15 protein-coding genes are annotated in these 18,974 nt (G+C 49.3%); 5 read left to right on the top strand and 10 right to left on the bottom strand.

Annotated elements, in window-relative coordinates; genetic code table 11:
* Positions 1-379: 379 nt before the first annotated feature.
* Positions 380-811, top strand: a complete 432-nt coding sequence (locus NE619_RS05570) for a MarR family winged helix-turn-helix transcriptional regulator (protein ID WP_256131381.1) — start codon at positions 380-382, stop codon at positions 809-811.
* Entirely contained in the window at positions 808-2,097 is a 1,290-nt protein-coding gene (locus NE619_RS05575; protein WP_256131382.1) for a cytidylate kinase family protein, read from the top strand. Before NE619_RS05570 ends, NE619_RS05575 begins: the two co-directional genes overlap by 4 nt.
* Before the next feature lie 91 nt (positions 2,098-2,188).
* Here the strand turns inward: NE619_RS05575 and NE619_RS05580 are convergent, their stop codons facing one another.
* From NE619_RS05580 to aguA, 4 genes are all read right to left on the bottom strand, one after another.
* Positions 2,189-3,391 (bottom strand): iron-containing alcohol dehydrogenase, encoded by a 1,203-nt coding sequence (locus NE619_RS05580; protein WP_256131383.1) that lies wholly within the window; start codon positions 3,389-3,391, stop codon positions 2,189-2,191.
* A gap of 14 nt (positions 3,392-3,405) precedes the next feature.
* Positions 3,406-4,815: an MFS transporter gene (locus NE619_RS05585; RefSeq protein WP_256131384.1), complete on the bottom strand. Its 1,410-nt coding sequence runs from the start codon at positions 4,813-4,815 to the stop codon at positions 3,406-3,408.
* 110 nt (positions 4,816-4,925) lie between these two features.
* Positions 4,926-6,371 carry an amino acid permease gene (locus NE619_RS05590; protein WP_256131385.1) on the bottom strand — a complete coding sequence of 482 codons (1,446 nt, stop codon included), beginning with the start codon at positions 6,369-6,371 and terminating at the stop codon, positions 4,926-4,928.
* Between the two features lie 40 nt (positions 6,372-6,411).
* Positions 6,412-7,518, bottom strand: coding sequence for an agmatine deiminase (gene aguA, locus NE619_RS05595; protein ID WP_256131386.1), 1,107 nt, complete (start codon positions 7,516-7,518; stop codon positions 6,412-6,414).
* A 206-nt stretch (positions 7,519-7,724) separates the two neighbouring features.
* On the opposite strand from aguA, the gene NE619_RS05600 reads away from it, so the two are divergent.
* Positions 7,725-8,315, top strand: a complete 591-nt coding sequence (locus NE619_RS05600) for a TetR/AcrR family transcriptional regulator (RefSeq protein WP_256131387.1) — start codon at positions 7,725-7,727, stop codon at positions 8,313-8,315.
* A 190-nt stretch (positions 8,316-8,505) separates the two neighbouring features.
* The gene (locus NE619_RS05605) at positions 8,506-9,096 is read left to right on the top strand and encodes a TetR/AcrR family transcriptional regulator (protein ID WP_256131388.1); all 591 of its coding nucleotides are present in this window, start codon (positions 8,506-8,508) and stop codon (positions 9,094-9,096) included.
* Positions 9,097-9,191: 95 nt separating this feature from the next.
* Here the strand turns inward: NE619_RS05605 and NE619_RS05610 are convergent, their stop codons facing one another.
* The 4 genes from NE619_RS05610 to NE619_RS05625 all read right to left on the bottom strand — a co-directional run bounded on the left by NE619_RS05610 (position 9,192) and on the right by NE619_RS05625 (position 13,322).
* On the bottom strand, positions 9,192-10,583 hold the full coding sequence (locus tag NE619_RS05610) for an APC family permease (RefSeq protein WP_256131389.1): 1,392 nt from the start codon (positions 10,581-10,583) through the stop codon (positions 9,192-9,194).
* A 19-nt stretch (positions 10,584-10,602) separates the two neighbouring features.
* Positions 10,603-11,496, bottom strand: coding sequence for a carbon-nitrogen hydrolase family protein (locus tag NE619_RS05615; RefSeq protein ID WP_256131390.1), 894 nt, complete (start codon positions 11,494-11,496; stop codon positions 10,603-10,605).
* A gap of 232 nt (positions 11,497-11,728) precedes the next feature.
* The gene (locus tag NE619_RS05620) at positions 11,729-13,147 is read right to left on the bottom strand and encodes a sodium:solute symporter family protein (protein ID WP_256131391.1); all 1,419 of its coding nucleotides are present in this window, start codon (positions 13,145-13,147) and stop codon (positions 11,729-11,731) included.
* Positions 13,134-13,322, bottom strand: a complete 189-nt coding sequence (locus NE619_RS05625; protein ID WP_256131392.1) for a helix-turn-helix domain-containing protein — start codon at positions 13,320-13,322, stop codon at positions 13,134-13,136. The genes NE619_RS05620 and NE619_RS05625 overlap by 14 nt, the downstream gene beginning before the upstream one ends.
* Positions 13,323-13,474: 152 nt before the next feature.
* Between NE619_RS05625 and NE619_RS05630 the strand changes: the two genes are divergently transcribed.
* Positions 13,475-14,329 (top strand): MerR family transcriptional regulator, encoded by an 855-nt coding sequence (locus NE619_RS05630; protein WP_256131393.1) that lies wholly within the window; start codon positions 13,475-13,477, stop codon positions 14,327-14,329.
* 128 nt (positions 14,330-14,457) lie between these two features.
* Here NE619_RS05630 and NE619_RS05635 read toward each other — a convergent pair whose 3' ends face one another.
* Entirely contained in the window at positions 14,458-15,813 is a 1,356-nt protein-coding gene (locus NE619_RS05635; RefSeq protein ID WP_256131394.1) for a fibronectin type III domain-containing protein, read from the bottom strand.
* A gap of 14 nt (positions 15,814-15,827) precedes the next feature.
* Positions 15,828-18,551 (bottom strand): S8 family serine peptidase, encoded by a 2,724-nt coding sequence (locus NE619_RS05640; protein WP_256131395.1) that lies wholly within the window; start codon positions 18,549-18,551, stop codon positions 15,828-15,830.
* Positions 18,552-18,974: the final 423 nt, after the last annotated feature.

Raw genomic sequence — 18,974 nt, forward strand, 5'->3', positions numbered from 1 at the left:
CCGTATATTATAGCACACTATTTTCCCCGATTGGAAGCGGCGTTGCGGGAAATTGAGGACTTGGATCGCAAACTGCGGCAATGGGCTGCGGTAACATTTCGAAAAAATTAATGCAAAGTTACGCAAAGTTGTGGGTTTGCGGGCATCCGAAACCGTAAAAAGTGAAAATCTGTGCTGATGGGCGTTTTGGAGGCCGCGGAATCCTTGAAAAGTGCGTAACTTTTTGAAAAAATCGTGAAAAGTTACCGCCTGACCGGCTGCGGGTTTGCCCAGTGGATGCGAGAAATCCACTCTTGACAAAATTCATTTTTGTTTTAAACTATTGGTATACAAATAATTTGTATACCAATAGTTTATTAAAGAAAGGATTACTGACTCAATGGATACCAGCTTACATTATTTATTGATGATCGTTCATTCCCTGTTTCAAAAACAGGTTCTTGGGGAGCTTTCTTCCCTGGAGCTTACCGCTGGCCAGCCCAAGATTCTGGATTACCTGGGGCGGCACGATGGCAGCGTGCAGAAAGCTATCGCCACGGGCTGCCAGATCGACCCTGCCACACTGACCGGCCTGCTCAATCGGATGGAACAAAAGGGACTCATCGAAAGAAAAACAAAGGATGGCAACCGCCGTTCATTTCATATTTATCTCACCCCCCTGGGCTGGAAGCGGCAGGAGGAAGTCATGTCTGCTTTTAAAAAGTGCGAGGAAAAGCTGCTGCGGGATCTCAGCGCCGACAGGCAGGAAGAATTGATCCGCACCCTCTCCGAGTTCTGCGGTAAAATGACGGATATCGAGGTGCTGCAATGAGTAAGATTGAATTATTGAAACGCTACATATTCTTTTTTCTGGGGCTGTTTATCAACTCCTTTGGAATCAGCTTTATCACCAAAGCTTCCCTCGGGACATCCCCGATTTCCAGCGTGCCCTATACTCTGAGCCTGGCCTTTACGCCAACCCTGGGCATGTTTACCTTATATATGAGTATTGTGCTGATTATCATTCAGCTCATTTTGCTGCGGAAAAACTTTCCCAAACAATATTGGCTGCAGCTGCCGATCTCTTTTCTGTTTTCCGGGTTCATCGACCTGACCATGTACCTGCTGAACGCCCTGGCACCGGAAACTTATATCGTCAAATTCCTATGCCTGCTTTTGGGCTGCGCAATCCTGGGGTTTGGTGTCTTTATGGAAATCGTGGCCGATGTGGTCATGCTGCCGGGAGAATGCTTTGTCAACGCCATATCCAAGACCTTTCACACGGATTTTGGAAAAACAAAAGTGGCGTTCGACTCCTCTATGGCCATCTCCGCTGCAATTATGAGTCTGATTCTGTTTCGCGAGCTGGCCGGTGTGCGGGAAGGCACCATTATTGCCGCGGTCCTTGTGGGAATGATTGCCCGTTTCCTGAAAAGAAAAATCGGCGCCCGGGTGGAGAGAACCTTCTTCTATTCCAAGGCGCAAAGGGAAGCGAAAGCGGCCGCGCCGCAGGCACCCGGCGTTTGCGGGCAGGAGCCCGTCATTATTACCGTTGCCAGAGAATACGGCAGCGGCGGCAGACAGATAGCGAAGCAGGTAGCGGAAAAGCTGAATTTTGCCTTTTATGACAGAGAAATTATCTCTAAAACCGCTGAGCGGCTTCACATGGCGGAATCGGAGGTTGAGAAAAAAGACCAGAAGCTGTCCAGCATCTTTCTGTATGACATGTTCTCCCAATTCTACGAGTTCTCCGAGCAGCAGCCCATACTGGATGAGGTCTATGAAGCGGAAAAGCAGGTAATCCTTGATGCCGCCGCAAAAGGCAGCTGTGTCATCGTTGGGCGGTGTTCGGACTATATCTGCCGGGAGCTTGCCAACGTAAAGCGAATTTTTCTTTATGCGGGGGAGGCCCACAAGGTACAGGAGATCATGGCCCGCGAAGGTTTTTCAGAGGCTGACGCTCAGAAGCGCGTAAAAGAGGTCAACCGTGAGAGGGCCTCCCATTATAAATATTATACCGGAAAGGTGTGGGGCCTTGCGGAAAACTACGATCTTTGTATCGATACCGGAAAAGTCGGTGTCGATAAGACCGTAGATCTGATTACTTCAATGATTTAGGCAGTCCTCCGACTTGCCCGGGTCAAATCAAATACCCTCCATTGATATTTCGCCGCTTCTATTTCCCCAAAGCGCTGTAAAAATATCAATATTATATGGTTTCTTTACAGGTATTGATATTTTGATGTTTTTGACCGCTGCCGGCGCGATTGCTACGCAGGAAGTTTACAATATCCTCTGTTTTGGGAACGTGTGGATAGGTATATTGGTCCGGTTCCGACTTTACCGCCTCCGCTACCGTTTGGATCAGCTCAGGGTCAGCGCCCAATTCCTTTAAGTTGGGAATACCGACATCCTCCGCCAGTTTTTCCACGGCTGCCGCAACCAGCGTGCCCAAATCGTCAATATCCATATCGTCAGGAATTTCCAATCCCATAATTTCGCCAATTGTTTTCACCTTTTCAGGCATAGCATGTACGTTGTCTTTGATTGAGAAGGGCAGCGCGATCGCGCAGGCAACTCCATGGGGGATATGCCAATAGGCTCCCATGGGATGAGCAATCCCGTGTCCCTGATTCTGAAAAGCATTGTTAAAGGCAAGTCCGGCCGTCAGACAACCCAGGCACATGCCCGTTCGATATTCAAGATTGTGCCCGTCATTTACCGCTTTGGGCAGGTATTCTGTAATCGTGCGGATCGCCTGCAGGGATAAGGCTTCTGTAATGGGCGTCGCGATCATCGACATATACGACTCCACCGCATGGGCCAGCGAGTCCATACCGGTGGCAGCCGTTATTCCTTTAGGAATGCCCAGGGCCAGAGTCGGATCGATCACTGCCAGATCAGCGCCCAAATGTTTGCCCCAGATGCTCACCTTTCGATTTTCCTCCGGCACGCTTAAAACGCCGCCGTCCGTTACTTCGCTGCTGGTGCCGAAGGTTGTCGGAACCAAGATCAGATATCCGCCCGGATATCGCATCGTGTCATAATCGTGGGAATAATCAAGGATGTTTCCCTCATTGCCCAACAAAGCATTTACACACTTCGCCGTGTCCATGGTGCTACCGCCTCCAATTCCCAGCACGCCTTTCACCTTGGCACTGCGGGCGATACCGGCCGCTTTATCCACGAGATCGGCAGGCGGATCGGAAACCACCTCATCGAATTCCACCACAGAAATCCCTTCGCCGCTGACATTCCCAAGAACCCGTTCTACAATGCCGGTGCTTTTAACGCCTTTATCATATATGCACATAATTTTATCAATCTCGGCTTCCTTAAAAAACTGACCCACGCTGTCCGCGTAATTTTCTCCAAACATGATCTTGCTTGGCACGTTAAAAATAAATTCCATGATTCTCTCCTTTCCTATAACAGCTCTTTAAATTTTTCTGTTGAATATAGCTGCCCCGCCTCTTTGAGGGCAATTGCTTCTTTAATCGCCGCATGTCTTTCTTTTGTCATCGGATTTGTGGCCGTTGAAATAATGGATAACAGCAGGAAAAAGCTGGTTCCCGCCGATAATAAAACGGCAAACCCCGTCAATGTGGTCTGCGACTGCTCCGCCAGCCCGGGATCATATCCCATCCAGGTGATGATCCATCCGCAGATGGCGACTGCGATGGCCGAACCCAATTTTTGAGTAAGGGAAGCCATAGAATAATAAAGACCTTCTTTTCTCTGTCCTGTCCGGAATTCGTCCACCTCAACGCAATCGGGGATGGATGCCCACGTAACCTGATAAATGGCGTTGTAGCCAACTACATAAATGCTGGTCATGACATATACCGCAATGGCATTACCCGGAGCATTGATTATCCATACGAAGATGAACAGGGTCGCGATCCAGATGACCATGGAAAAATTCCAGGCTGCCTTTTTTGAATATTTCAAGGCGATATGATTTGTCAGCGCGATCCAGAAAAAGGCCACTACCCACATAATTACCATTGCCGCCGAAATCTGATTATCCGACAGCTGCAAATTATAGGACATGTAATAAACAGTTACGGAAACCGCAACGGTCTGTCCGACGATTCCAAACAGATAGGAAAGCGCCACATGGCGAAAGGACTTATTGGAAAACGGCCCCTTAAAGGCCTTGGCCAGGTTGAAAGGCTCCACATCCGCCATTTCTGTACTTTCCCGCCCCTTGGTAGTCTTCCAGGCAATGAGAATCGTTATCGTGCACAGCACGCCGAACATCAAATTTGCCACAGACCACCCGAGTCGGGCCGAATCAAACAGTTCGCCCAAATACGCGGTTATTGCCATTGTAAATCCGCTCACGATGCCGCCCACCGTAGCCCAGGAGTAGCGGATGGAGCTGAGCTTCGTTCTTTCGTCGTAGTCCAGCGTCATCTCGGACCCCAGGGCCGTATAAGGAACATCGACTAAAGTCTGTACCACGTAAAACATAATGATCAGAACCGCAAAATAGACCATGGACATTGCCTGCCCGAATCCCCAGTCCGTAAACAGGAGCCAGGTGACGATGCCAAAGGGGATTGCAGCCGCAAGTAAAAATGGACGCCTCCTCCCTTTTCCGGGATCTCGCTTGTCACTGATCGTACCGATCATCGGATCCGTAATCGCGTCGACAAATGTGCCGATGCTCAGCAGCATCCCGGCAAATCCCGCCGACAGCCCCACCACGTCGGTAAAGAAATATAGTCCGTATGTAATAACGATTGTGAAAGTAAATAGTGTCGCATACCCGGCCGAGCCGTACCCGACCATTACTTTTAACGGAAGTCCTGTTTTTGTATTGCTGTTCATTTGCTTCCTCCTCATATAAATCTACAACACGTTTCCAATAACGACTTGTTATAAAAACCCCGGAAAACCCGAAGCCTCATGCTCCGGTAAATTTCCGGGGTTCTATTTTTTTAATCCTTTAAGTAATCTTCCGATTTAATTTCTTCCAGCACCTGATCGAAGTCAATCTCCTTCTTTACCTTGTATTTGCCGCTCTTGCTCATAACCGTAAAGATAACGTACGGAATCAGGAACCATGGAATTCCCACAATCACTGCGATTCTCGTATCCGGGTAGTAGGCGGTGATTCCAAAGGCCAGCGCCAGAATAATCAGCCCTACGATATTGGGCAGCGGGTACAGAGGCGTGTGAAACTTGAGATTTTTCTTAGTCAGCCCATGCTCTTTCAGTCTCCTTCTGAAGATCAGCTGGGAAATGCAGATTGCCGTCCAGCAGAAAATCGTCGCGATTCCCGATACGGAAAGCAGGAAGGCATAGAAGGAGCCGGAGCTGTCAAAGGAGTAGATAAACAGAATGATCCAAACTACCACCAGCGAGAAGATAGCCGCTGTGATGGGAACGCCTTTTCTCGTGGTCCTTCCCATAACACCGGGGGACATTCCTTCCTTGGACATGGAGAACATATCCCGGATCGCCGCATAGAGGTTGCAGTTGGCGCAGGACAGCGCCGCGACGATGATAATCAGATTGAACACATGGGACAGTCCGCCGAATCCGTTATACGCCAGCGCGTCCGCAAAGGCGCTCGTGTCATAGCTGCAGGTCGTCCAGGGCAGAATCACCGTAACCAAGAAAGTGGGGATGATAAACAGCAGTACCACTCGAATGGCTCCCGCTCTTACTGCGCTGGGCATAACCTTAGCAGGATTTTCCGTTTCCCCCGCTGTCAGCGCGACGATTTCGATTCCCGCAAAGTTCATAACAATGATGGACAGATTGGCAAAGATCGCCATAACGCCCAGTGGGAACAAACCGCCCAGCCCCGCCATATTGGACATTCCCGGCGCTTCATGGGTGCCGATGACGCCAAAGGCGATCAGAACCGCCAGCACGACGAAAACGACGATAGCCGCTACTTTGGTTATAGCCAGAATGGATTCAATCTTGCCCAGGTTGCTTACCTGCCGCAGGTTAATGATGGTAATTACAAGGCATCCCAGCACCGCTCCGGCAAATACGGAAATCTGCGGCACATACATATTGAGAATCGTTCCGATTACAATGCACTCCGATGGTATGTATACGATAATCGCGATCCAGTAGGTCCACCCTACGCCTGCCGCGCACCCGTCAGAAATAAATTCTCTGGAGTAAGAGATAAAGGAGCCCGTGGTCGGCATCGCTACCAGGAGTTCTCCCAGGCAGTACAGGGTGCAGAATACCAGGATTCCTCCCAGCGCAAAGGCCAGAAAGGCTGCCGGCCCGGTCATTTCTATGAACCCGCCCACTCCGTAGAAGTAAGCGGATCCGATTACCCCGCCCAAAGCCACCATTTGTACATGCAGTTTTTTCAGCCCCTTATTCAGGGTTCCGTCTTGTAATATTTTTTCTTCCATACCGGTCTCCTTTCCTCACTCTAAAGGATGCTGCGACTATCTACTTGATCTGAGCCTTTGGCTGCTGGAGCGTCATGCAGTGAACATTTCCGCCCGCCAGGGACCACTCTCTCGTATAAATGGGAACAATGTCTCTGTCCGGATAAATTTCCTGCATCTTTTCCATGGCTTCCTTATCCCTTGGATCTCCGAACTGGGGAACGAGAACCGCGCCGTTGATGAGATAAGAGTTGATATAAGTAACAGCCAGCGGAAGTCCCGATTCTCTTGAAGCCGCGTCCTGACAAATGTCAATGCCGTCGTTTTCCTCTTCCGTAATGTAGAGAACCTCCGGAATGTGGATCTTGATAATTTCAAACTTTCTTCCTTTGGCATCGGTTTCCTTGGAAAGAATATCGTAAGCTTCCTTGAGGCACGGATACTGCGGATGCTTCGGATCGTCCACCCAGGACAGCACGATTACGCCCGGTCTTGCAAAGAAGCATACATCATCCACATGTCCGTCCGTTTCATCAAAGGCCATACCGCGCTTCAGCCAGATCACCTTGTCGATGTTCATGTATTCCTTCAGGTATTTTTCTGTTTCCTCTTTCGTCATATCGCCGTTTCTGTTGTGGTTCATGAATACCTGTTCCGTTACGATCAGCGTGCCTTCGCCGTCAACCTGAGTGGCGCCGTTCTCCAGTACAAAGCCGGTGGCATCGTATCTGTCGCAGTTTTCGATTTCCAGAATCTTCTGTCCTACCTGAGAGTCCAGTTTCCACGGGAAGTAGAGTCCGCCTTCCAGTCCGCCGTAAGCGTTCCAGCCCCAGTGGACGCCTCTCACTTCACCCTTGTCGTTAATCACAAAGCTGGGTCCCTTATCCTGAGTCCAGGCATCATCCGTTGACATTTCAATGACTCTCACTGCTTCCGGAAGTCTTGCTCTCGCGTTTTCGTACTGAGCTGCCGATACCAGTACGGTCAGCGGCTCGTATTTTACCAGCTTTGTCGCCACGTCTACGAAAACCTTCTGCGCAGGCTTGCCGCCGTCTCTCCAGGTATCAGTTCTCTCCGGCCAGATTAACCAGGAACGTTCATGTTCTTCAAATTCTCCCGGCATTCTGAATCCGTCCTGTTTCGGTGTGCTCTTTAAAGTTCTTGCCATTGTCGTCTCCTCCTCATTATTTAAAGGTGTTTTCAGGTGATAAGTTTTAATCAGGCGACCGAATTGATTTACTAGACCGACCGGTCGGTATTGAAATAATACAATATTTTCTGAATATTGTCAACACGGAATTCTGCGAATTGACTTTTTATTTTTTTTATGCTTAAATGTTTTGACAGTTATCGAAACGACATTGGAGGTCAGCTATGAAATCAGCACGGAATACAAAACAGGAAATTGTCAACGCTTCTCTGGAGCTCTTTGCCAGTAAAGGGTACGGCGGAACCTCCATGAACGATATTATTTCTGCGGTGGGAATCAGCAAAGGCAGCGTCTACTGGCATTTTAAGAGCAAGGAAGAGATCTTCATGCAGGTTATCACGGAAAACTACGCGGAATGGATCGACCTGCTCAACAGGGAATTGGCCGTTATTGACAATCCCATCGACAAGCTGCGCAAATACGGCGAACTGTTCATCGCCACCATCGACATGCCGGTCTGGCGTATTTCACCGGAAACCTACTGGAACGAATTCAGCGCCGAAAACCGGGAGATTCTCGACGCCTGCTTTTCTCAGGATGACATTATCATCCGGCAGATTTTTCAGGATGCCATTGATCGGGACCTGATTATCGGAGACAATTCGGAAAAACTGATGTGGATCTATATTTCCAGCCTGGAGGGCATGTTTGAGAAGATTATTCTCTCCTACAAAAACCACGATCATAACTGCGAAACCCTGGAGCAGTACGCTGCCTCAGGTATTGAACTGTTTTTGAGTACCATTCAGAAGTAAGGCTGCCGTCTGCTGACGGGCAGTCTTTTATTCCTTTCGTGTCAGCCGCTCTGACTGACTTTTCCGGCAGGCCGGCCTCAGATCATCCCCGCTGTCGCCATTGATTTTACCCCTTGTCTGTGCTAAACTGTTATTCATAAATGATTAATTGTTATTCACGGATGATTAAATGCACGATTGCGAGGGGACTATGAAGAGTAAATCGGATACAAAGCAGCGGATTTTGGATTCCTCTCTGGAGCTTTTTGCTTCCAGAGGATATTCCGGTACTTCCATGAACGATATTATTTCCCAGGTCGGCATCAGTAAGGGAAGCGTTTACTGGCATTTTAAAAGTAAAGAGGAAATTTTTGTCCGTGTCCTTACCACCAACTACGCCAAATGGATCGATTTAATCAATTCTGAATTAAAGGGTATTGACGATCCCATCGAAAAGCTGAAAAAATACGGTGAGCTGTTTATCTCGACCGTAGAGATGCCCATCTGGCGCATTGCTCCCGAAACATACTGGAATGAATTCAGTGAGGAGAATCAAAAGATTTTAGACAAATGTTTTTCACTGGATGACGAAATTATACTGAACATTTTCAATGACGCGCTGGATAAGGGCCTGTTAAAGTACGAGGATACGAAAAAGCTTACCTGGTTCTACATCTCTTCCCTTGAAGGAATGTTTGAGAAGGTAATTCTTTCCTATAAAAGCAAAGACGGTGACAGGAAGAAAGCCGAGGACTACGCCGTATCGGCCATTTCCTTCTTTCTGGATACCATCACCGTTTAAGATTACATACGTCAAAGAGGGCATACCGCATCAGACAAAACTGAATGCGATATGCCCTCTTTTCTTTAGCTGCGGTCCGGATTGCCGGGCCGCGTTTATTCTAATACCATTTCCGCCGGAAGCTTTGTGAAGAACTTCGTTGTCCAGGCCAGATAGAGCAGCCCGATAATCAGCCAGCTGAAGCCCAGGATCATGGAGAAACGGTCCAGGCTTACCCAGATGGCAAAGGTAAAGGCGGCTCCCAGAAGCGGTGCTACCAGGTAGCGGAAGATATCCATGCCATGTCTGCACTTGCCCTTTACAAAATAGTGGGCGATCACGGAGACATTGACCATCGTAAAGCCCAGCAGCGCTCCGAAGTTGAGCAGTGAAGTGGCCGTAGTCAGAGAAATAAACAGGGCGGCCAGGCTGACAACAGCCATAATCAGGATGCTGTAGGTCGGAGTCTTTCTCTTGGGGTTCAGATATCCGAACACCTTCTTCGGCAAGATCTGGTCTCTGCCCATTCCGTAAAGCACACGGGAAGCCGACGATACGGACGAGATGGAGGAAGCCAGGCAGCCGATGGAATACGCGGCTGTGAAGAAATATGCCATTCCCGCGCCGGCAATCTTCATGATAACCTCATAGGAGTTATCCGGATCAGCCATATCCATCCATGCGGTTGGCCAGGCCAGCTGCAGCACATAAGTCAGAATAACGAATACCGAACCCGCACCGATGCAGGCGATGAGGATCGCCCGTCCGATGTTCTTCTCAGGGTTGATCGCCTCTTCACTGAGCGTCGAAATCGCATCGAAGCCCAGATAGGAAAGGGCCAGTATCGAAGCGCCGGAGAACAGAACCGGCAGGCCCATCCCCTCCTTAACCAACTCCGTGGTATTGGCAAAAGCGCTTACGTCCAGCAAAGTACCTGCTCCGCCGCCGCCAAGGATATATTTGAGAGTGATGATTACAAATACGGCCAGGAAAATAATCTGCAGCCAGACAATCCCCTTGTTGAAAATATCGGTAACCTTAATTCCAAAATGGTTTACAATGGTAACAATGGTAATCATGCCGACGATCCAAACCCACTTGGGCACCTGCGGAATCGCAGAGCTGAGATACATGGCGGACACCAGGTAGTTGAGCATCGGCAGGAACATGTATCCGATGAGAATTACCCATCCGGACAAGAAGCCCAGGTGAGGGTTAATGGATTTATGTACGAAGGTGTAAACCGATCCTGCCACCGGATAGGCCTTTGTCATCCTCACATAGCTGAACGCCGTAAAGGCCATGCAGAATGTGGTGACAACGTAAGTCAGGGCCACCATGCCGTGGGTCAGGGTTGTCGCCAGACCGTAAGTCGTGAAAATCGTCAGCGGCACCATGAAGGCCAGGCCGTAAAAAATCAGAGAGGACAGCGGGAGCACCCGGTTCAGAGTCTGTTCGCCGGTGTCTTCTGTCTTTGATAGATTCTCATTTATCGCTTTATTTTCCATATCTCAATTTCTCCTTTTTCTATAAAAACTTTTTATACAATTCAGGTCTGTAATCGGGAACGCCTGTAAACCGGCTGTTCTTTGCCAGCCTTCTTGTGGCCAGAGACAGATCCAGCGTCTCCATGTAAATGCCCTCCTGAACGTTATCCTTGTTTCCCGCATAGTAAGTCATATTGGTTTCGAAAAACGGAGTGATCTTCGGCCCGATGATGCAGCTGCCGCCGCCGAAGTAATTCACCTGATCCGTGCCCGTCAGGTTGGCGCTGGCCACAAAGATCGTATTGCACAGCACTCCGTATTCCAGAGTCGGCGCATAGTAGTCGATAAACGCCTGACGGCTGCCCTCTTTGGGAATCTCTTCGATAACCGCGGTGGGGTTGAGATACAGCCGGGAACCCTTATAAACATAGTGGCGCATCAATTCCGGGAACTGATAGGTATCAAAGCAGATACCCACGGAAATCGGACCCCAGGGGGTATCGAACATGAAAGGCTCATCGCCCTTTTCGCACCAAACGCTTTCGGTCTCGAAGGGATGCATCTTCCGGTACGACCCGATAACGCCCTCCGGCCCTGCTGCTACCGCTGAGTTATAAAGCACCGCGTCCTCTGTGTCCTCTTTCTTCTCCGCCATGCCGAAAACCGTATAGATTCCGTATTTTTTCGTAATCTCCGCAATGGCGGCGCAGGACGGACCGTCTATGGTTTCCGCCGTAGCAATCTTGGATTCCTGCGAAACCGCCTCGTCCACATAGTAATCGTATCCGTAAAGGCATAGCTCCGGAAACAGGACCACATCGGCGCCCCGCTTAGCCCCGGCTTCCAGGAATCCGCACATTCTCGACAAATTGCTCTCTTTGTCAGCAGCGTCCACCTTAAAGTTGACAACCGCTACTGTGATAATGTCTTTCATAATGTTACCTCTCACCTCTTAATCAGCAAAACAACATACATGTTTGTTCATTATTGTACAACACCGTCATTTTAGTATAATGACAATTCTTTGTCAATCCTTTTTCGAGAATTTTCTTAAAACTCCGCCTGTTTTCCGGGCAAAAAAAGACTGCTTTCCGCAATTTTCCATGCGAAAAGCAGTTTTCTGCAACAAATAAAAAATTTTATTTTTCCGGTAAAGCAGGCCCTTCCTACTCCCTGTCAAAGGAAATCCGAAGCTTTGATCTGGCGAAACAGAAGCTGACGGCCAGATTCAGGGCCATGCCCACGCAGACCTGCAGCGGCCCCGCCTTTATGAATCCCAGGCCCATGGCGAAAACGTAAAGCGCCCCCACGATCATGCCCGCCATGGCCCCTCGGGTGGATGTATGCTTGGAGAACCAGCCCAGGAAATATCCCGGCACCAATATGATCGAGGTCATTCCGATCCCTGTCAGCCACAGGTAGAGAATATCCTCAATATTGATCGCAAAAGCAAAGGCGATCGCACCTGTAACCACCACAAAAACCCGGGCAAAAAAGATCATCTCCTTATCTCCGGCATCCCGAATAATGAATCGTTTGATGATGTCCTCCGATATCATCACTCCGCTGGCCAGAAGGAAGGAATCGGCCGAGGACATGATGGCAGCGATCAGGGCCACCAGAATGGGGATCATCCATTTGGAATCAGCCAAGTTGAAAATAAAGTTGTAGATGATGGAGGCGGACTCCGCGGTACCGTTGAAGATCGCCCGCTGAAATACCCCCAGGTAAGTAATCATCACCAGCATAATCATTGTGACCACCAGCGGAATCATGAATCCCCACTTGGCCGTTTTGCTGCCTTTGCTGGCGTAGATCCGCTCCCAGTTGGTTTGATCGTTCATCAGAAAGAACAGTCCAAAGGCGATGATATACAGCAGGATCTCATACCAGGACATGTCCGTCGCGAAGAGGCTGAGGTTTTCCAGGTTTCCCTGAGCATTGTAAAAGGAGGTTACCGCCTTCATGCCGCCGGCAAACCTGAGGGATATTATCACCAGCATTACCAGACCTGCCGTTTGGAGCAGTCCCTGAAAAATATCGGTTACCGCCACGCCCCACAGCCCGCTGAGGACCGTATAGGAAATAATAACCAAAAAAACCAGCAGCAGCGCCAGATTGCGGTTAATACCGAACACAAAAGTAACCAGGTACGACAGAGCCGCGAACTGCATGGCAACCATGGTCACGTTGCGAATCAAAAGCGCGGCCACAGCCGGAATCCGAACGGCCTCCCGATGTCCGGGATATCGCAGAGCAAAAAAATCAGTGACGCTCTTGAGTCCCAGTCTCCTGATTTTTCCGATAAAGAACAGCGCAAAAAACAGCTCGGCCACACAGGACATGGCGATAATCCAGTATTGGCTGGCTCCAAAGTCATAGCTCCTGCTCACCAGCCCGATGATGGTTCCTCCTCCGATCCAGGTTCCCAGATAGGTGAAGAACACAAAGCCTATGCTCAGAGACCGCCCGCAGTATCCGTATTCCTCAAAGGAATTAAGCGCTTTCCGAATCAGAAAAGCGCTTAGAAGGAACAGTATTAAGATATACGCGGCCACAAAATAAAAAGAGTTAATCATCGCCATCTGTTCTGCTGTTGGATTTTACCCATGCTACAACTTCATCCTGATCGAACCGTATGTTTTTGCCCAGTTTAATAAAGGGCAGCCCTTTCTTTTTGAGATTATAAATCGTGGTTCTGGTGACCTGCAGCATTTCCGCAACATCTTCTACTGTGAGAAACTTAATATCAGAAGACATCCCGTCACCTCCCTTTTTATGTATTATCGGCTGTTATTATCTAATATTGTATAAGAAATTTTCAAATTAATCAAGGGTTTTCCCTTTTTTCCGATTTATGCTATACTGTGACAAGATACCCTATAGTTACTGCAACCTTAGGAGGAAACGTTATGGACTTACAGAAACTGACCATCGGACAGATGGCAAAGCTAAACCGTATTTCACAGCAGACACTGCGCCTTTATGACCGGGAGGGACTTTTGACTCCCATGATTACCGACTCCCATACAGGCTACCGCTACTATCACATCATTCAATCCGCCAGACTGGATATGATCCAATATATGAAGGCTTCCGGCATGACCCTCAAGCAGATCCGCCAGCAGCTGGACGAAGGCGATTCCGAAACGATTCAGCGCTTTCTGGCCCAGCAGCAGGACGCCATCGACCGGCAGATCGAAGACCTGATCCGCAGCAAACGTTCCATTTCCAGGACTCTGGAAAACTACCGCCAGTACAAAGCGCTGCCCAAGGACGGGCAGATGTTCATGGAATACATCCCTCAGCGCTATATCTATCGTTATACTTCGGAGAAGGATTTTTTCGATCAGGACTATGCCGGCTATGAATACATGCTCCGTGAGCTGAAAATGCATTTGGACAACAATGATCTGTCCATGAGCTACTTCTGCAATGTGGGCACCATCATGCGTCAGGAAAACCTGCTGGAAGAAAATTTTTCCGCCAACGATGTTTTTCTTTTCGTAGATCCTGAGGACGATATGGTTGCTGCGGAAATCATTCCCGCCGCCATGTATTACTGCGTCTGCTCCGATGATTTTTACGCGGAAAAATCCAATGCCAGAAACCTCCTCAGGCTGATCCGGGACAGCGGTTTTGAAGTATGCGGAGATTATCTGTGCGAGGTGCTGGTGGAATTTCCGGTCTTTGAAAATGACCAGAGGAATATGTTCTATAAAATCGAAATTCCCGTAATTCCGAAAAAAAGTCAAAAAAACCCTTGACCTTATACCAAGTACAACCTTTATACTGATGGTAATAAAAGATAAGTGTCATCTTCTGACTTAAAATAATTACGCTTATACAGCAGAAAAGGGCCCCTGCCTAGCCAGCCGGGGCCCTTTTCTTCTCTTTATCTCATTACAGGGATACCCTTTTTCACTTTGGAATATTTGCTGTAATATTTTTTCTTGTCAACCGTCTTGTAAGCCCGCACTTTGTAGTAATATTTCTTGCCTTTTTTGAGGCGGGTATTGTTCATCTTGGTTCCCTTCTTTACAGTTTTAACCTTCTTATATTTTCCTTTTTTGGAAGAAGCCTTATAGACCACGTATCCGTTGGCGCCGGAAACCTTTTTCCAGGTGATTTTCAAAGTTGTGCTGTTTACTGCTTTTACGGATTTAATCTTGGGAACCTTTTTCTTAAAGGCCGCGATTTCTTTTTTCTTTGTCGGTACGGCCTTCATCTTCGAAATAGCTTTATCGTATATCGTCTGGGCTTCCGCTCTGGATTCCGCGTACATGAGGTCGTCCGACGCAATCCAGTAGATCTCCTCGATCTTCTCTAATGCCTGATCGGTATAGAGGTTCTCGTCCAGGCTATTGACATAGCGATCCAGCTTTTTATCCAGTTCTGTCAGAATCGGATATTCCTCCATTGGGAATTCAATGCTGGTGATAGCGGTATAGTCTTTACCTGCCTGCATATAAATCTGCACGATTTCTTCCATCATTTCCGCAGCGTTGATCTCTCTGACAGCCCGGTCGCGGATAGCGGTCAGCCGTTTCCAGTCATAAGCCGTATAGCGTGCCGGATCCAGGCCCAGGTTGACATACTGTTTGATATCGGCATTGGCCTGCATGCGCAGGTCCTGCAGATCCTCCCGGGTATAGGAGTTTTCCATAGCGTTCATAGCAGTCAGGTATCCGCTGATGGCGGTCCGGAAGTTCTGCGCGCCGTTTATCAGTTTGAGCCCTACATATCTTCCGTCCTGAATGCGGTCCCAGTAATAATCGCTGTACATGGATGCCTTGTAAGTTTTATACTGTTTTTCAATCTCCTTTTGATAGCTTGTCTTCAGCCCCGGGAGATCCTGCTTCGTGCTTCTGACCCAAGTCATTTCTCCCAGCATGGATAAAAGATTAAAGTCGTTTCCCAGGCCTCCCTCTTCATCCACCAAAAGAACGTAAAGATCCTCTTCGCTCATGCTGGCGATGCTTTCCATCATCCCCTTATAGGAGGTCTGTATTTCCTTCCAGATGTCGGCGCAGTAATTTTCTTTTGCCTGTATGCTCTCGATGTACAGCTCATCCAGCCATTCCAGAGCCAGTTGTTTCAATTGTTCTGCGTAGTCCTCATCAATTCCCGCCGAAACCGGGACTTTGCTTTTCAGCTCTTTTCGCTCCGTGGCCGCGAAAGATGCGGACGGAATCAGGGTAAACAGCATCATGCAGGCTGTGAGCACAGCCAGAATTGTCTTTTTTCTCATCGCTTTCTACCTCCCTATCTGTATGTGCGGACAGCAGCCTTGGAATACGGTCCGTAAACGCGTTTTCCTCCGATGGTGCGGTAGGCCCTGACTTTGTACTTATACGTTTTGCCCCACTTTACTTTTTTATCCGTATAGACGCGTTTCTTCGCTTTGCTGGATTTAACCGTCTTTTTCCTCACGTATTTTTTCTTGGAGGCGGAGTATTTGTATACGGTGTAACCCGTGGCTCCCCTTACTTTGGACCAGGTAACTGTAATTTTCTTGTTTTCTTTTTTCGTTTTCACAGACGCCTTTTTCAGCTTTGGCGTCGCGCTCTTGGCGGAAGAGTACCCGCAGTACTCGATTTTGTCTCCGGCTTTGTAGTACGCCCGAATTTTATATTTGTATTTGGTCCCGGTTTTCAATTTCCCGTTCTTCCAGGACTTCTTTGTTCCGTCCAGCGTCTTTACTTTCGCGTACTTTCCTTTGCCTGCGGCTCTCCAGATCTCGTATCCATCGGCGCTGGGGATGGATTTCCAGGTCAGTTTATTTCCTGCGTAGCTGTAGGGCGAGGCTTTCAGTCCGTAAGCCTTTCCCGAATAATCGGTTTTAAACACCGTGATCCGCAGGGAGGCGAGTTTTCCGTTGGGCGCCGTGGCTTTGATGGTGGTCTGACCTGTCCCGACAGTGGATACCGCTCCCGCTTTCTTATCAATATCCGCTACGGAACGATTGCTGCTGGACCAGGTAACCGGAAGGCTCTGGTTGGCATTATCGGGTGAAAAGGCCGCTTTAAAGGTATAGCTGGTCCCCAGCTTAATCTTTTTCTGGGAGGCAGTAAGCTTTACGCCGGCAATCTCCGCATAGGTAACGGACACTTCCACGATCTGCGCCACTTTGTTGCCGGGGCTCAGGTCCTTGGAAGGATCCTTATCCTTGCTGTTATACGTGTAGCCGATGATCCGGGCCTTTCCGATGCCTCTTGCTTCCACCAGGCCGTCTTCATCCACGGTAACGACATTTTTATCGCTGCTCTTCCAGCTGATTTCCGCGTTGTGAGCATTCTCCGGGAATACCCGGGCATCCAGGGAGAAGGCGCTGCCCATTGCCATATTTTTCGCTTTGTCGCTGTTGAAAATCTTGAGGGAGGTCGGTTCGATTACCGGGGCGACCAGCACGGTGCAGACTGCCTTTTTCGATCCGATGGTGCAGGATATCTCCGCTTTACCGGCCTCACGTGCAGTCACCCTTCCATCGTCGTCGACTGTGGCAACTGCTTCGTTTGAGCTTTCCCATTTAGGATTACCTGAAACATTGGCCGGTTCCACCCGCACCTCCAGCATCTGGCTCTGGCCCTCGTCGATACGCTCGCCTGCCGCTTTAAAGGTAATGCTCTCCGGCTCGGCGGCAGCTCCGGTCATAGCCGCTTTCACAGCTTTTTCGGCGTTTACAAGACCATATCCGGTAAGTTTATCAAATTTCCGGTCGCCTGTGTTTTCCGCCCCCATGTCCTCACCCAGATACTCGGCCGTATCGCAGAGAATGTTTTTCACCTGGAACGGTTCCATATCCGGTTTGACCGAATAAAGCATGGCGGCCACAGCGCTGACCATGGGCGCTGACATGGACGTTCCACTCATCTGTCCGTAATCCCCGGGGACTGTGCTCAGTATGTTGGTTCCCGGCGCGGAAATGTCCTTCGCCTGTCCGTAGTTGGAGCCGTATTCGCCGGTGTATCGTTTGTTCTGTCTGGTCAGGCTGCAGACACTGATTACTTCCCCATAATCGGAAGGAAAGCAGATTTCATCGGTATTCTCATTGCCCGCTGCGGCTACCACGGTAACACCCTGATCGTACGCCGCCTTGATGGATTCCTCAAGAATGTAATTCTTGCCGGCGCCGCCCAGGCTCATATTGATCACCTTAGCATTTTTAGATAATGCGTAATCGATGGCTTCTACCAGATTATAGGTATTAAAATACAGGCCGTCGTCGTATTTGGTCGTTGCATCGATGGCCATGAGCTTAACCCGGTTGCCCGTTCCTGCCGAAGCGATTCCGGCGATTCCCTTGCTATTGTTGGAAATTGCGCCGACAATGCCCGCTGTGTGGGTTCCGTGGGACTCGGAATCGCCCCTGAGTTCTGTGATGTTTCCCGAGGCGTCCAGCTTGATGGAGTCTCCGCTCACGTTGGATTTAAGGTCCTCATGGGCCTTGTCGATTCCCGTGTCAATCACTGCCACGGTCACCGGAGAAAGGGATCCTTTTTTCGTCTCCATGAGATTCCATGCTTCCCGCGCTTTGATGTTGGTCAGATACCACTGATTGACCCCTTCGTCATTGGCGTAAGGATCGTTGACTGCCGCCGGCTTGTACCGATAATTGGGCTGGGCGTATTCCACCTTCGGATTCTGCGCCAGCTTGGTGATGGCCTCTTCAACCGAGTCGTTTTTGTTGATGTCTGCCACTGCAATCTTGGCATCCGCCGCGGAATCGGTGATTTCCAGACATTTGGCATCCTCAGTTTTGATTTCCTTTTTGATCCTGGCGTCCGACACGCCGTCTTTGAAGACGACGATGACCTGATCGTCCACATAGTCGCCGTCCTTGACCATTTCCTTTGCTTCTGCCGATACGGAGGCAGGATCATTCTGATTTCCCCCCTGACCTGCGGTCTCGGCCATGACTGAGCCGGCTGTGGCAAAAAACAAAGCCGCGGCCGACAGCAGCGCAATCAATTTCCTTGTCTTTTTCATAAGCTTCCTCTCTTTTATTGATTTCACACAGTAACGATATATCCTTATTATAACTTGCCGGTCGCGCCGTGACAAGCCATGAGGAGGCTTCACGCTTAAATTTTACAGAATATTGGGAAATATTACTAAGGTGTGGTGGTTGCGGGGTTGTGGGGTTGCGACCAAACCCCTGTTTTTCCCGAGAGATTCCGCGACCATTGGCCCCACAAAGCCCCCTTGGTCGCAAATCTAGCACTTGGCGCCGCGGGGTTGCGACCAATTCCTGATTCCTCGAGGAGATCCCGCGACCATTGGATCCAGAAAGCTGCCTTGGTCGCAGGTCCTTCATTTACCGCTATGGGGTTGCGACCAATTCACAGTTTTCCTGAGAAATTCCGCGACCTTTGGCCCCAGAAAGCTGCCTTGGTCGCAGATCCGTCACTT

It is taken from the genome of Anaerovorax odorimutans, from assembly GCF_024459955.1.
GTDB classification, from domain to species: Bacteria; Bacillota; Clostridia; order Peptostreptococcales; family Anaerovoracaceae; genus Hominibacterium; species Hominibacterium odorimutans_A.